General features: G+C 62.4%; 12 protein-coding genes. 6 read left to right on the top strand and 6 right to left on the bottom strand.

The window, feature by feature from the left end:
* Window positions 1-85 precede the first annotated feature (85 nt).
* Window positions 86-478 (top strand): VOC family protein, encoded by a 393-nt coding sequence (locus NMA58_RS22345; RefSeq protein ID WP_434713967.1) that lies wholly within the window; start codon window positions 86-88, stop codon window positions 476-478.
* A 47-nt stretch (window positions 479-525) separates the two neighbouring features.
* Here the strand turns inward: NMA58_RS22345 and NMA58_RS22350 are convergent, their stop codons facing one another.
* The gene (locus NMA58_RS22350) at window positions 526-1446 is read right to left on the bottom strand and encodes a helix-turn-helix domain-containing protein (RefSeq protein WP_434713968.1); all 921 of its coding nucleotides are present in this window, start codon (window positions 1444-1446) and stop codon (window positions 526-528) included.
* An 86-nt stretch (window positions 1447-1532) separates the two neighbouring features.
* Here NMA58_RS22350 and NMA58_RS22355 point away from each other — a divergent pair, with 86 nt between their 5' ends.
* The 5 genes from NMA58_RS22355 (at window position 1533) to NMA58_RS22375 (ending at window position 7735) form a co-directional block, all read left to right on the top strand.
* The gene (locus NMA58_RS22355) at window positions 1533-2807 is read left to right on the top strand and encodes an extracellular solute-binding protein (protein WP_097599593.1); all 1275 of its coding nucleotides are present in this window, start codon (window positions 1533-1535) and stop codon (window positions 2805-2807) included.
* 86 nt (window positions 2808-2893) lie between these two features.
* On the top strand, window positions 2894-3754 hold the full coding sequence (locus NMA58_RS22360; RefSeq protein ID WP_434713969.1) for a carbohydrate ABC transporter permease: 861 nt from the start codon (window positions 2894-2896) through the stop codon (window positions 3752-3754).
* On the top strand, window positions 3751-4587 hold the full coding sequence (locus tag NMA58_RS22365) for a carbohydrate ABC transporter permease (protein ID WP_085781576.1): 837 nt from the start codon (window positions 3751-3753) through the stop codon (window positions 4585-4587). The genes NMA58_RS22360 and NMA58_RS22365 overlap by 4 nt, the downstream gene beginning before the upstream one ends.
* 25 nt (window positions 4588-4612) lie before the next feature.
* The gene (locus tag NMA58_RS22370; protein WP_434713970.1) at window positions 4613-5695 is read left to right on the top strand and encodes an ABC transporter ATP-binding protein; all 1083 of its coding nucleotides are present in this window, start codon (window positions 4613-4615) and stop codon (window positions 5693-5695) included.
* Between the two features lie 36 nt (window positions 5696-5731).
* Complete coding sequence (locus NMA58_RS22375) at window positions 5732-7735, top strand: aldo/keto reductase (protein ID WP_434713972.1); 2004 nt, start codon at window positions 5732-5734, stop codon at window positions 7733-7735.
* A gap of 45 nt (window positions 7736-7780) precedes the next feature.
* Here NMA58_RS22375 and cydX read toward each other — a convergent pair whose 3' ends face one another.
* From cydX to cydD, 5 genes are all read right to left on the bottom strand, one after another.
* Entirely contained in the window at window positions 7781-7903 is a 123-nt protein-coding gene (gene cydX / locus NMA58_RS22380; protein ID WP_085781573.1) for a cytochrome bd-I oxidase subunit CydX, read from the bottom strand.
* A 13-nt stretch (window positions 7904-7916) separates the two neighbouring features.
* Window positions 7917-9071, bottom strand: coding sequence for a cytochrome d ubiquinol oxidase subunit II (cydB, locus tag NMA58_RS22385; RefSeq protein ID WP_434713974.1), 1155 nt, complete (start codon window positions 9069-9071; stop codon window positions 7917-7919).
* Between the two features lie 6 nt (window positions 9072-9077).
* Complete coding sequence (locus tag NMA58_RS22390; RefSeq protein ID WP_221156734.1) at window positions 9078-10658, bottom strand: cytochrome ubiquinol oxidase subunit I; 1581 nt, start codon at window positions 10656-10658, stop codon at window positions 9078-9080.
* Window positions 10659-10735: 77 nt separating this feature from the next.
* The gene (locus NMA58_RS22395; protein ID WP_434713975.1) at window positions 10736-12427 is read right to left on the bottom strand and encodes an amino acid ABC transporter ATP-binding/permease protein; all 1692 of its coding nucleotides are present in this window, start codon (window positions 12425-12427) and stop codon (window positions 10736-10738) included.
* Window positions 12424-14154 (bottom strand): thiol reductant ABC exporter subunit CydD, encoded by a 1731-nt coding sequence (gene cydD, locus NMA58_RS22400; RefSeq protein WP_434713976.1) that lies wholly within the window; start codon window positions 14152-14154, stop codon window positions 12424-12426. Before cydD ends, NMA58_RS22395 begins: the two co-directional genes overlap by 4 nt.
* Between the last annotated feature and the right edge of the window lie 4 nt (window positions 14155-14158).

Here is a 14158-nt window from a genome sequence, read left to right on the forward strand (position 1 = left end):
GACTGCCTCATCGACTGCCGTCAACGCCCTTCGATCCTCCTTGAAAGCCTTAGACCTTTTGCAATCCGAGCCGAGAGAAGCACCCATGCTGAAATCCTTCGAACATGTCGGCATGACGGTCAGTGACATGGACCGCTCCGTCGATTTTTACTGCAGTCTGCTCGGCCTGCGCCTGCATCTGCGCAAGAGGATGGCCGATGGCGCCGAGATCGCCTTTCTCGATGCCGGCGGCGGCATGCTGGAAATTTTCGCGCCGGCAGAAGGCGCGGCGAGGGCGGTCGACGTGCCGGACGGTGCGGCCGGCCTGCGCCACCTGACCTTCCTGTTCGAAAATGTCGAGGGGACCTTCGCTCGTCTGGAAAAGGCCGGCGTCGAGATCAAGGAGCGGCCGCGTCTGGCAATCAACACCGAGGTTCTGCACAAAGTCGCCTTCGTTCGTGATCCCGATGGCATCCAGATAGAGCTCGCCGAGAGGTAGCTCAGCGTTTGGAGCCGCCGGTGACGCTCACCGAGGCGAAACATGCGTTAGTTGCGGAAGGCGCCGGCGGGCATCGTCGTCACCAGGCGGATGTCGCGACGGAAATCGGATGGCGACATGCCGGCGATGTGGCGGAAGGATTTGTTGAAGGCGCTGATCGAGCCGAAGCCGCTGTCCATCGCCACCTGCAGAACATTAGCGCCTTCGCTCATCAGCATTGCCTGGGCGCGAGACAGCCTGAGCAGCGTCACATATTTGCTGAGCGTCATGCCTGTCGATCGCTTGAAAAGATTCATGGCATATTTCGGATGCAGATCCGCGGCGCGAGCGATATCGACCGAATCGATGTCCTGGAGGAAATTGGCGGCGATGAAATCGCACATGCGCGCGACGCTTCGCGAGGAGTTGGGATGCAGCTGATCGCCGTCCAGGCTGGCGGCCATCTTCGATGTCGTCATCGAATAGGGTTCGAATGCGATACGCTCGATGCGCAGCAGCAATTCGTCCACCGCGTGCTGGGCCTTGGCGGAATCACCGGAATTGGCATAGCGAAACCAGCGAGCGAAGTTTTCGTTATCAGCAGCGTCCGTTGCCGAGGTCAGCAACGTCTCACCTTTCATAAGACGGCTGGAAATGCTGATCGGCAGGCGCAGCCGGAAGAAATAGACAAGCGGCAGGTGAGCACCGGCATAGAGCGAATCATCTGACGATTCGTCCATCTGATGCGGCTGCCCACCCCAAAACAGGCACATGTCACCGGCGTTCAGCCGAAACGCGTGATCGTTCATGCGGTAATGCACACTTCCGCGCATGACATAGTTGATCTCGACCTGCGCGTGCCAGTGCGGCATGGCCATGACAGGCGGGTGCGCGTGAAACATCTGCAGTGCCGTCGGCGAACCCTCGATGCTGCTAGCGCCGGGCTGATAGATTGCGCGCGTGCCGACCTTACTTTCCGCCAAATCCATATTCCCTTTTTAGGAGACAGCCGCTCCCTTGCGGATAGTCTAACCGCGTTCGTGAAAGATCGGCAATTGAAAAGGGAGGATTTTCAATGCGCTTCAAACTTCTCGCTGCGACCGCAGCTGTCGCACTGCTTGCTTCCGGCTCGGCCTTCGCTGAGTCGGCCAATCTCACAATCTGGAGCTGGAATGTCGCCGCATCGGCGTTGAAATCCACGCTTCCCGGCTTCAACAAACAATTTCCCGATATCAAGGTCACCGTCGAAGATCTTGGCAACAGCCAGGTTTTCGACAAGACGCTCGCAGCCTGCGCTGCCGGCGGCGACGGCTTGCCCGACATTGTCAGCATCGAAAATTTCGAGGCTGAAATCTTCTGGAGCCGTTTTCCGGACTGCTTCGCCAATCTGAAGGAGCTCGGCTACACGGCCGATATCCAGGCGAAGTTCCCCGACTTCAAGCGCACCGAACTTGAGGTCGGCGATGTCGCCTATGCCATGCCGTGGGATTCCGGTCCCGTCGCCGTCTTCTATCGCCGCGACATGTACGAAAAGGCCGGCGTCGATCCGAGCACGATCAGCACCTGGGACGATTTCATCGCCGCCGGCAAGAAGATTTCTGCCGCCAATCCCGGCGTCGTCATGGCACAGGCCGATTTCAACGGCGACAGCGAATGGTTCCGCATGATCGCCAATGAACAGGGCTGCGGTTATTTCTCGACCGACGGCCAGAACATCACCATCAACCAGCCGGCCTGCGTCGCCGCGCTGCAGAAGGTGAAGGAGATGAAGGATGCAGGCACGCTGACCGCAGCCAACTGGGACGAGAAGATTCAGGCCAACACCGCCGGCAAGGCCGCAAGCCAGCTCTATGGCGGCTGGTATGAAGGCACGGTGCGCTCGACCTCACCCGATCTCAAGGGCAAGTGGGGCGTCTACAGAATGCCGAGCCTGACGGCCGACGGCCCGCATGCCGCCAATCTCGGCGGCTCGTCGCTCGCCATTTCAGCGACCTCCGCCAACAAGGAAGCCGCCTGGAAGTTCGTCAACTACGCCCTCGGGACGAATGAAGGCCAGGTCACCATGCTGAAGGAATTCGGTCTGGTCCCGTCGCTGCTGTCTGCCGAGAAGGATCCTTTCGTCAACGAGCCGCAGCCCTATTGGGGCGGCCAGAAGGTCTGGGCCGACATTCTCGCGACCCTGCCGAAGATCGTGCCGAGCCGCGGCACCGCCTTCCAAAGTGATGCCGAAGGCATCTTCAAGGCAACGCAGGCGAAATTCTTCGCCGGCGGCTATCCCGATGCGAAGGCGGCTCTCGACGATGCCGCCAAGCAGATCGCTTCCGCAACCGGACTTCCGATCGCGCAATGAATGACGATGCCGGGCGCTTCCGCGCCCGGCATTTCACCCGCCTGCAGCGCGGCCCGTCATTCATTCGTTCGTGAGGAGGAGGCTCGATGCCGTTCAGAACCCGGAGCGCCTATGCGTTCCTCGCCCCCTATCTGCTTGTTTTCGCCACCTTCTGGGTCTGGCCGATCATCGACTCGTTCCTGATTTCCTTTCAGAACACGCGCATCAATCCGTGGAAATACAGTTTCCAGGCCAATTGGGGCCGGCTCTTCTACGACCCTGCCTTCTATAACGCTCTCTACAACACGCTGATCATCCTGGTGATCCAGGTGCCTGTGATGATCGCGCTGGCGACCGTCATGGCCGTGCTGCTCAATTCGCCGCTTCTGAAGGCGCGCCCGCTTTTCCGTTTCGCCTTCTTTGCCCCCGTCGTCGTCGGCGAGGTCGCCTACGCAGCCGTGTTCCGGCTGATGTTCAGCCTTGATTTCGGCATCATCAATAAGATTATTTCGGCGGTCGGCTTCAGCCCGATCTCCTGGTTCGACAACGCCAATGCCGCGATGGCGGTGATCATCCTCGCCGTCACATGGCGCTGGGCCGGCTATAACGCCATCATCATCCTGGCCGGCCTGCAGGCCATCCCCGACGATGTCTATGAGGCCGCGACGCTCGACCGGGTGAGCAAGACACAGCAATTCTTCCACATCACCCTGCCGCTCTTGAAGCCGATCATCCTCTTCTGCGTCGTGCTCTCGGTGATCGGCACGATGCAGCTCTTTACCGAACCCTTCCTCATCACCAATCGCGGTGGTCCGGGCGGCGGCACCGAGACACTCGGCCTCTTCCTCTACCGCCAGGGTTTCACCTCGCTGAACTTCGGTTATGCCTCGGCGATCGCCTATACGATGGCAGCTCTCGCCGTAGTGATCTCCTTTTTCAATCTCTGGATCGTGAGGGACCCGAAATGAGATCCAAGTCGCAATCCCTTCTCGTCCGTCAGATCGCGCTGCACGCCGCACTAGCGCCGCTGGCGCTGATCTGGCTGTTTCCGCTGTGGATGATGTTCGTCTTCTCGACAATGCCCGACAACGGCATCTTCAATCCCGAGATCGTGCTGTGGCCGTCGACCAATTTCGTCGAGAATTTCAAAAATCTGCAGGCAGATACCGATTTCATCGGCGCAATGGTAATCTCTATCGGCGTGGCACTTATCTATACCGTGCTCTCGGTGATGCTGACCTCGATGGCCGGCTGGGCGCTGGCGCGTTATCGTTTCGTCGGCCGGTCCGTTGTCATCGCCATCATCCTCGGCACGATCACGCTGCCCTTCTCCGTGGTGGTCATACCGCAATTCATCATGGTGGCGCGCGAGTTCAAGCTGGCAAACACCTGGGTGGCACTGATCGTGCCGCCGCTTTTCAATTCGCTCGGCGTCTTATTCATGCGGCAGTCCTTCTCGATGATGCCGGGCGAGCTCTTCGATGCGGCCCGCGTCGAGGGCGTCAAGGAATGGCAGATCTTCCTGCGCATCGCCCTTCCGCTGGCGCGCCCGACCATGGCGGCATTGGCGATCATTCTCTTCCTGCATTCGTGGAACAATTACCTCTGGCCGCTGCTCATCAATTCCAGACCGGGGATGATGACGGCGCCGGTAGCATTGGGAACGCTGATCGGCCTCACCAAAGTGTCCTGGGGTGGCATCATGGCCGGCGCGGTGCTGCTGACCGCGCCGATCCTCGTCGTCTTCGTGGCGCTCCAGCGCCATTTCATCGCCGGCATCGCGGCCGGCGCAATCAAGTAATCGGGCAAGTAATCGGGGAAGCCGAATGGCAGAGCTTTCACTTACCAACATCGTCAAACGCTTCGGCGGCTTTGAGATCATCCATGGCGCCAATCTGGAGGTGAATGACGGCGAATTCGTCGTCTTCGTCGGCCCTTCCGGCTGCGGCAAGTCCACGCTGCTGAGGATGATCGCCGGTCTTGAGGATATTACATCGGGCGAGCTTCGGATCGGAGGCAAGGTCGTCAACGACGTCGAGCCGGCCGATCGCGGCATCGCCATGGTCTTCCAGTCCTATGCGCTCTATCCGCATCTGACGGTCGAGGAGAACTTGAGTTTCGGTTTGCGCATGAACGGCAACCCGAAGGCCGATACCGAGCGGCGCGTGAGCCATGTCGCCGATATCCTGCAGATCACCGAACTGATGAAACGGCGGCCGAAGCAGCTTTCCGGCGGCCAACGCCAGCGCGTTGCCATCGGCCGTGCCATCGTTCGAGAGCCCGAAGTCTTCCTGTTCGACGAACCGCTATCGAACCTCGATGCCGAGCTGCGCGTGCAGATGCGCGTCGAGATCTCAAGGCTGCACAAACAGCTCGGCACGACGATGATCTATGTCACTCACGACCAGACCGAAGCGATGACGCTTGCCGACCGCATCGTCGTGCTGCGCGCCGGCAATATCGAGCAGATCGGCGCACCGCTCGACCTCTATGACGACCCGGCCAACCAGTTCGTCGCTGGCTTCGTCGGCTCGCCGAAGATGAATTTCCTGAAAGCCGCGGTCGTCGAGGCGCAGCCGGGCCGGGCGGTTATCGCGCTGGAGAGCAATCCGGAGACGCGCCTGCCGCTGTGCGTCGCCGATCCCATCGAAACCGGCGCGAAAGTGACCCTCGGCATCCGGCCCGAACATTTCGTCGATGGGGGTGCTGGCGATACCGATCTTACCGTTGCCATCGATGTCGCCGAACACCTCGGCAATACCAGCTACATCTATGCCGCCGTCGGCGACGAACAACTGATCATTGAGCGGCCGGAATCGCGCACATCAGGCAATCGAGAGACGCTGACCGTCGGCCTTCCCGCCAACCGCACATTCCTTTTCGACGGCGCCGGCAAACGGCTCCGCTGAACCAATCCCAAGGCAGAAAGACGAAAGAGGATTTCCATGACTTCCGATCAACCGATCCGCTGGGGCATCATCGGCCCCGGCACCATCGCTCGCACCTTTGCCGATGGCGTTGCCCACTCGCGCACCTGCAAACTGGTCGCGATTGCCACCCGCAATCCTTCCAAGCCAGGACTTGCCGAAAACTTCCCAGGCGCCCGCATCGTCGATGGTTACGAGGCGCTGCTTTCCGACCCCGAGGTCGATGCCGTCTATATTTCCGTGCCCCATACCGGCCATGCCGAATGGGCGATCAAGGCGGCGCGCGCCGGCAAGCACATCCTTGTGGAAAAGCCGATCGCGCTTTCGGCCTATGATGCCGAAGCCGTTTACTACGAAGCCAAGAAAGCCGGCGTCTTTGCGGGCGAAGCTTTCATGTACCGGGTGCATCCGCAGACGGAAAAGCTGGTTCAGCTTATCAAGAGCGGCGTCATCGGCACAATCCGCATCATCCGCTCGAGTTTTGGCTTCAACATGGGCAGCTATAAGCCGGAGCATCGGCTTTTCGCCAATGATACTGCCGGCGGCGGCATTCTCGACGTCGGCGGTTATCCTGTTTCCATGGCACGATTGATCGCCGGCGCCGCGGAGGGCAAGGCCTTCCTCGAACCGGAAAAGGTGTCGGGCGTCGCCCATCTTGGAGAGAGCGGCGTCGACGAATGGGCGTCGGCCGTGCTCAAGTTCCCGAACGAGATCATCGCCGAAGTCTCCTGCTCGATCATGGCGCAGCAGGACAATGTGCTGCGCATCATCGGCTCCGAGGGCCGGATCGAGGTCGCTGACTTCTGGTTCGCCTCCGGCCACAAGGGCGGCGTCGGCAAGATTGAAGTCTTCAAGGGCGGCAGCCGAGAGACGATCGAAGTCCGAGAAGAGCGCTGGCTCTATTCCTTCGAGGCGGATGCCGCGGGCGATGCGATCCGGGCCGGCAGGACCGAGTTCAGCACTCCCGGCATGAGCTGGGCGGATTCGATCGCAAACCTGCGCGTGCTCGACCAGTGGCGGGCCTCGGTCGGTCTCGAATATGGCGTCGAGAAGGCCATCAAACGCACGTCCAATATATCAGGCGGCGCGGTCACGCGCGGCAACAGCATTCCGCAGCGACAGATTCCGGGCATCTCGAAGCCCGCTTCGGTTGTGACCCTCGGCTTCGAGTTCTTCCCGAACTTCGCCGCCGCCTCGCTGACGCTCGATGCTTTCTACGAGGCGGGCGGCAACGCCTTCGACACTGCCTTTGTCTATGGCGCCGGCAAAACGGAGGCAATCTTCGGCGACTGGCACACCAGCCGCAAGGTGCCGCGCGAGGAGATCGTGCTGATCGGCAAGGGCGCGCACTCGCCGCTCTGCTACCCGGACATGATCGCAAAGCAGCTCGATCAGTCGCTCGCCCGGCTGAAAACAGACTATGTCGACATCTATTTCATGCATCGCGACAACACCGATATACCCGTCGGCGAGTTCGTCGATGCCATGGATGCCGAGGTCAAACGCGGCCGTATCCGCGGCATCTTCGGCGGTTCGAACTGGACGCGGGCGCGTTTCGACGAGGCGATCGCCTACGCCGAAAAGACCGGCAAGGCGGCGCCGGCAGCGCTTTCCAACAACTTCTCGCTCGCCGAGATGCTGGATCCGATCTGGGCCGGCTGCGTTGCCGCTTCCGACGACGATTGGAAGACGTGGCTGAACGAGAAGCAGATTCCGAACTTCGCCTGGTCCAGCCAGGGCCGCGGCTTCTTTACCGACCGCGCCGGCCGCGACAAGAAGGATGATGAGGAGATCGTTCGCGTCTGGTATTCCGAGCGCAATTTTGGACGCCGCGACCGCGCCATCGAGCTTGCTGGCAAGCTCGGCCGCAGCCCGATCCATATCGCGCTCGCTTATGTCATCGCCCAGCCTTTCCCGGTCATTCCATTGATCGGTCCGCGCACGATTGCCGAATTGGAGGACAGCCTCTCGGCTCTCGACATCAAGCTGACGCCCGATCAGGTGAAGTGGCTGGAAGGCTGATGAACGAGGAGAGGGGCGCGGCTTCGGACCGCGCCCTTTCCATATCTACTTCTGCGCCTCTGACGCCTTCTTTCTGGCGGCATCGTCCATCAGCTCGTACCACATGGCGTTGAGGACGGCGAAGGCGGCTGCCAGCGGCAGGCCGAGGATCCATGCGAAATACCACATCGTTTCGTCTCCCTCAGAAAACGTGACTGTTCTTGTCGGTGACGGACTTCTCGTCGACCTTGCCCCACAAAACCTTGTAGACCCAGGCGGTGTAGGCAAAGATGATCGGCAGGAAAATTGCCGACACCACGAGCATGATGAACAGCGTCATATGGCTGGAGGATGCATCCCAGACCGTCAGGCTCGATCGCGGATCGAGCGAGGAGGGCAGGATGAACGGGAACATCGAGAGACCGACCGTCGAGATGATGCCAAAGATCGCGACTTTGCTGAAGAGCAGCGTCATCACCTCGCGCCTTGCCCGCATGGCGATGAAGGCCAATGCCGCACCGGCAAAGCCGAGGACGGGTGCCAGGATCATCCAGGAATGGGCGGTGTAGTTGGCAAGCCAGGCGCTCTTTTCGATCACCACCGTTTTCAGCAGCGGATTGGAAGGTCCGATCGGGCTTATATCGCTGGTGATACGGTAGCCACCGACACCGAACCACAGGAAGAGGCCCCCGAGGGCAAACAGCAAGATGGCGGCAAGGGCGGCGATGCTGCCATAACTCCTCGCCCGTTCCGCAACCGGCCCGCGCGCCTTCAGCACCAGCCAGGCCGCGCCATGCATGGTCAGCATGGCGACGGAGAGCAGGCCGCAGAGCAACGCATAGGGGTTGAGCAAGGCAAAGAACGAGCCTTCGTAGAAAATCCGCATATCGTCGGCGAAGCGGAAGGGCACGCCCTGCAGCACATTGCCGACGGCGACGCCGAAGATCAGCGCCGGCACGAAGCCGCCGATGAAGAGCGCCCAGTCCCAGCCGTTGCGCCAGCGCGAACTGTCCCGCTTTGACCGATATTTGAAACCCACCGGACGAAGAATGAGCGCTAGGAGGATCGCAAACATCGCGAGATAAAAGCCCGAGAAGGAGACCGCATAGAGCGGCGGCCAGGCGGCGAAGATGGCGCCGCCACCGAGGATCAGCCAGACCTGATTGCCTTCCCAGGTGGCGCCGATCGTGTTGATCGCCACGCGCCGTTCCGTATCGGTCCTGGCGACGAGAGGCAGCAGCGTGCCGACGCCGAGATCGAATCCACCGGTTGTCGCGAAGGCGATCAGCAAGACGCCGAGCAGCAGCCACCAGACGACGCGCAGGGTTTGATAATCGAGGAGTTCGTGAAGGATCATGGCAGGTCACTCCGCGGCCGGGACGAGGGTTTCGGAAATCAGGACGGCTTCCGGCTCGTCGTCCGGTTCCGGCCCCTGGCGGATCGCCTTGAGCATCAGGCTCATCTCGATGACGATCAGCACCGTGTAAAGCGCGGCAAAACCGATGATCGTCAGAAGCACGGTGCCTGCGCCGAGGCTGGAGACGGCCGCCGCCGTCGGCAGCACGCCTTCGATCACCCAGGGCTGGCGGCCAAATTCGGCGACCACCCAGCCAAGCTCGATGGCGACCCAGGGGAGGGGAATCGCTAGAACGGCAATCCTCAGAAGCAGCGGATACTTGTCGAGGTGGCGCCGCGCCGACAGCCAGAAAAAGGTTGATGTCAGCAGGATGAAGAAGATGCCGAGGCCGACCATGATGCGGAAGGACCAGAAGAGCGTCGGCACGTGCGGGATGGTATCGCGCGCCGCCTGAGCGATTTGCGCGTCGGTCGCCTGACGCGGATCGTCGACATAGCGCTTCAGAAGAAGCGCGTAACCGAGATCATGGCCGAGATCCTCGAAAGAGCTGCGCACTTCCTGGGCCACCTGATCCTGGGCGGGTGCGGCGCGGATCTGCATCAGCGCATCGTAAGCCTTGATGCCGTCGCGGATGCGGGTTTCGGCCTGCTGTTCGAGCTTGTCGATACCGGGAATCTCTGTTGTCAGCGACCGCGTGCCGATCAGGCCCATGACCCAGGGGATATGCACGGCGAAGTGTGTTTCACGCGCATCCTGGTCGGGGAAACCGAAGGCGGTGAAGGCGGCCGGTGCCGGCTCCGTCTTCCACATGCCTTCGATTGCGGCAAGCTTCATCTTCTGGTTCTCGGTCGCGAGATAACCGCTCTCGTCGCCAAGCACGACCACCGACAGCGCCGAGGCGAGGCCGAAGGATGCCGCCACCGTCATCGAGCGCTTGGCCAGTTCGATATGCCGGCCCTTGATCACATACCAGGCCGAGACGCCGAGCACGAAGATCGAAGCGCAGACGTAACCCGCCGACACCGTATGGACGAATTTCGCCTGGGCGACGGGATTGAAGACCACGTCGAAGAAGCTTGTTATCTCCATACGCATCGTCTGCGGATTGAGCGCCGATCCCACCGGGTTCTGCATCCAGCCGTTGGCGATGAGGATCCAGAGTGCGGAGAAATTCGAGCCGAGCGCCACGGCCCATGTGGCGACGAGGTGGCCGACCTTCGACAGCTTGTCCCAGCCGAAGAAGAACAGTCCGACGAAGGTCGCCTCAAGGAAGAAGGCCATCAGGCCCTCGATCGCCAGCGGCGCGCCGAAGATGTCGCCGACATAGTAACTGTAATAGCTCCAGTTCATGCCGAACTGGAATTCCATGACGATACCGGTGGCCACGCCGAGCACGAAATTGATGCCGAACAGCGTGCCCCAGAATTTCGTCATCTGCCGCCAGATCTGGCGGCCGGTCATGACATAGACGGTTTCCATGATCGCGAGCAGCACGGAAAGGCCGAGCGTCAGCGGCACGAACAGGAAGTGGTAAAGCGCCGTCAGCGCGAATTGGAAGCGCGATAGCGCGACGATATCTAATTCCATTGTCTTTCTCCCACGGTCCCACGGGGTACGGAGCGTTCCTCAGCGCCGGCTGGCGCCTGAGGGCAGGCGGGTCTGGCTCAATCCGGCCGAAGCCGGTCGAGCGCCTTTTCGAACGCCGCCTCTCCGCGGCGCGAAATCTCTGAAATGCGGCCGCCTTCGATGACGGCGACGCAGTCTGCAATCGCGGCCTCGCGGCGGATATGGGTCGCGATGACAAGCGAGCGGCCCGCTGCCATCGCCGACAGGCGCTGGAGCACATCGCGGGCGGTGGCGCCGTCCAGGCCTTCGGTCGGCTCGTCTAGCAGCCAGAGCGGCGTATCGCGCAGGAAAAGCCGGGCAAGCGCCAGCCGGCGCGATTGGCCGCCGGAAAGGCCGAGGCCGCCTTCGCCGAGCCTTGTGTCGATCCGCTGTGGCATGGCCTCGATATCGGCAAGCAGGCCGGCGGCGGCGAGCGCTTCGCGAAGGCGGGCCTCGCTCGCATCTGGGTTCGCAAGAAGAAGGTTGCCGCACAGGCTGTCCTCGAAGAGTTCAGTCTGTTGCGTCAGCAAGGTCGCCTTCATCGCGGCGACGCTTCCTGCGCTTGCCGGCAACTCGTGGGAAAGCAGAGCGAGCAAGCTCGACTTGCCGGCGCCGCTGCTGCCGATGACGGCAAGGTTTTCGCCCTGCTTGAGCACCAGGTCGATGTCCTTCAGCGCCGGCACGGCGGAATTCTCATGGAAGGCGGACACGCCGGCCAGACAAAAGGCGTGTCCCGGCAGCGGCGTCGCCGGCGGTTGGGTCTCTTCAGCGACGGCAAGCCGCGGTGCGATGCGTCTTGCGGCGAGCAGCGTCCGCCCGAGTTCCAAAGCCCCGCGGCGCAGTGCTGCGAAGGGTTCGACCGCCGCGAAGGCGACGAGCAGGCCGAGGGCTGCGACAGGCGTGCTAATCGCCTTTGTTTCCGCAAGGGCTGCGACGGCAAGCAGCGATGCCGTCAGCAGCAGCGTCGAGATAAGGCCGAAGCCGAATGTCAGACCGGTTTCGACGCGGTTCAACCGATCATCGGCTTGAGCCGCGTAGCTGTCGGCGTCCGCGATGGCGCTCGTCTGCGCCTCAAGCCGGCCGGCCATCAGCAGGTCGGTCTGGCCGGCGACGAGATCGATCGTCCGCGACCGCAGCGCCTCGATGCCATAGGCGCGCCTGCGGGCGGGTTTGCGCGCAACGCGGCCTGCGATCAATGGCAGGCAAAGGCCGGCGCCGGCGAGAAAGGCGCCGAAACATAGGCCTAACAGGGGATGCATCAGGCCCAGCAACACGCTCGCAGCCAGTGTTGCGCCGATCGCGACAGCAGCCGGCACGAGAATGCGGAGATAGAGGGAATCGAGCGCATCGATATCGGCCGTCAGCCGGAACAGCAGCCGCGCGGGGCGGTGCAAGAGCGCGCGGGCAGCACCCGGTTCGGCAAAGCCGCGAAATAGCCTCTCGCGCAGAGCGGCAAGCACGCCGAGTGTTGCATCATGGGTCGCAAGCCTCTCGCCATAGCGTGCCGCGGTTCTGACAACGGCGAGCAGGCGGATGCCGGCGGCCGGTGCGAAAACGTCGAAGGTCATGGCGGCCGCGGCCGATAACCCGGCAAGGGCAGTGGCGGTGATGAACCAGCCGGAGAGTCCGAGCAGCGCAATCCCTGCCATCACCGTTGCCGCCGAAAGTACTGCTCCAACGAACAGCGCGCGCCGGCGTTCGGCTAAAAACAGACGAAGGATCGGCCTGATGTCTGCAACAAAGAAGCTCATGCGGCCGCCTCCCTCATGGCGAAATCGGCATCGATGCGGATGGCGCGATGCATGCGGGCGGCGAGCAGCGGATCATGTGTCGCGACGATGAGGGTACGACCCCGCGCAAGCGCAAGCAGGCTCTCGGTGACATCAGCCGCCGTGTCGGCATCCAGATGCCCGGTCGGCTCGTCGGCCAGGATGATCTTCAGATCCGGATTGCAGGTCGCACGCGCGATCGCAAGCCGCAGCGCCTCGCCGCCGGAGAGCCCGATCCCGCCTTCCCCGAGAGGCTGGCTGCCATAGGCATCGGCCACCTTCCGGAGGCTGGCGGCATCGAGCGCTTCCGTCACGGCGTGGCGTGAGATGCCGGGTCTTCCGAGCGCGACATTACCGGCGATGGTCCCGGCAAAGATATGCGGCTTTTGACCGATCCAAGCCATCGCGCCCCTTAGGGTGGCGGCTGTCTCATCGCCAAGCTCGATACCGCCGATGACAATGCGGCCGCCGCTGCAAGGCGCCAGTCCCGCTATCAGCGAAAGCAGTGTCGACTTGCCGGAACCGCTGGCGCCGAGCAGCGCCAGATGTTCGCCGGCGGCGATATCGAGGTTGAACCCTTCGAGAACAAGCGGCTCGTCGGCGCCGTAACGAAAGGCGAGATTTTCCAGTCGGATGGCGGGCGCCTCGGTGCTGGCGAGAGCCGCCGGTTCAGCCGATCCCCGAATGGAGAGACCTTCGGCGGCAAGCGCGTCCAGGGCTTTCAGCGCCGCTTCGCCGGCCGCCCGGTCGTGCCAGACGGCCGAGAGTTCGCGCAACGGCTCGAAGAAGGCCGGCGCCAGCAGCAGCATGAACAGTCCCTCTGTCAGGTCGAGCCGTCCTGTCCAAGCGCCGAAACGGATCTCGCCGAGCAGGCTGAAGCCGACATAGACGGCAACCATCGCTACGCCGAGTGCTGCGAAAAGCTCGAGCACGGCCGAGGAGAGAAAGGCGATCTTCAGCACGGACATGGTGCGCGCGCGCAGCGATTCCGCCTCGCGACGCAGCCGCAGGGCCGTTGTATCGACCGCGTCGAGCGCACGGATCGTCGTCAGTCCGCGCAGGCGATCGAGCAGGAAACCGTTGAGACCGCCGGTCGCGACAAGTTGTTTTTCGCTTGCCGCCTGGGCACGCCAACCGATCAACGCCATGAAGATTGGGATCAGCGGCGCGGCAAACAGCAGGACCAGCGCGGCGATCCAGGAGACGGGGAGGATAAAGACAAGGATGACGAGCGGCACAAGGCTCGCTTTCATCCGCGCCGGCTGGAAACGGGCGAGATAGGGCACGATAAGCTCGGCCTGTTCGCCGATGACGCTCGCGGCTTTGCCGGATGCCGGCCGGCCGCCGTCGACCGGCGACGACAGGGAGAGGGAAGCCGCCGCGGCCTGCCGCTTCCGGCTGAGTTCGCTGCGCGCGGCCCGAAAAGCCAGGCGGCCGCCAGCTGCGTCGAGACAGCTTCTTACCAATCCGAGAACGAGGATGCCGAAGGCCGGCCAGAGAACGTCATGCAGCCCACCGCCGTCGGCGATACGGCCGACCGAGGCGGCCAGCAATGCGGCCTGCGGGATCCAGATGGCGGCGGCCAACGCCTGCTGCATCGCCGCATTGCGCAGCCGGACTTTGCCCGCATCGGCGGGTGGCGAGACGACCTCTCCCTCCCGCCGCCAGGCCTCTGTTTCGTTTGTCGCGTCGAAGAAAGCAGTGCCCATGCCG

Source organism: Rhizobium sp. YTUHZ045 (assembly GCF_051124255.1).
Lineage (GTDB): Bacteria > Pseudomonadota > Alphaproteobacteria > Rhizobiales > Rhizobiaceae > Rhizobium.

Coding starts and splice junctions, on each gene's coding strand:
- cydX (WP_085781573.1), bottom strand. CDS start 7,903: ATGTGGTATTTCGCATGGATCCTCGGCCTGCCGCTGGCAGCCGCCTTC.
- NMA58_RS22390 (WP_221156734.1), bottom strand. CDS start 10,658: ATGGAATTAGATATCGTCGCGCTATCGCGCTTCCAATTCGCGCTGACG.
- NMA58_RS22365 (WP_085781576.1), top strand. CDS start 3,751: ATGAGATCCAAGTCGCAATCCCTTCTCGTCCGTCAGATCGCGCTGCAC.
- NMA58_RS22370 (WP_434713970.1), top strand. CDS start 4,613: ATGGCAGAGCTTTCACTTACCAACATCGTCAAACGCTTCGGCGGCTTT.
- NMA58_RS22345 (WP_434713967.1), top strand. CDS start 86: ATGCTGAAATCCTTCGAACATGTCGGCATGACGGTCAGTGACATGGAC.
- NMA58_RS22350 (WP_434713968.1), bottom strand. CDS start 1,446: ATGGATTTGGCGGAAAGTAAGGTCGGCACGCGCGCAATCTATCAGCCC.
- cydB (WP_434713974.1), bottom strand. CDS start 9,071: ATGATCCTTCACGAACTCCTCGATTATCAAACCCTGCGCGTCGTCTGG.
- NMA58_RS22375 (WP_434713972.1), top strand. CDS start 5,732: ATGACTTCCGATCAACCGATCCGCTGGGGCATCATCGGCCCCGGCACC.
- cydD (WP_434713976.1), bottom strand. CDS start 14,154: ATGGGCACTGCTTTCTTCGACGCGACAAACGAAACAGAGGCCTGGCGG.
- NMA58_RS22360 (WP_434713969.1), top strand. CDS start 2,894: ATGCCGTTCAGAACCCGGAGCGCCTATGCGTTCCTCGCCCCCTATCTG.
- NMA58_RS22355 (WP_097599593.1), top strand. CDS start 1,533: ATGCGCTTCAAACTTCTCGCTGCGACCGCAGCTGTCGCACTGCTTGCT.
- NMA58_RS22395 (WP_434713975.1), bottom strand. CDS start 12,427: ATGAGCTTCTTTGTTGCAGACATCAGGCCGATCCTTCGTCTGTTTTTA.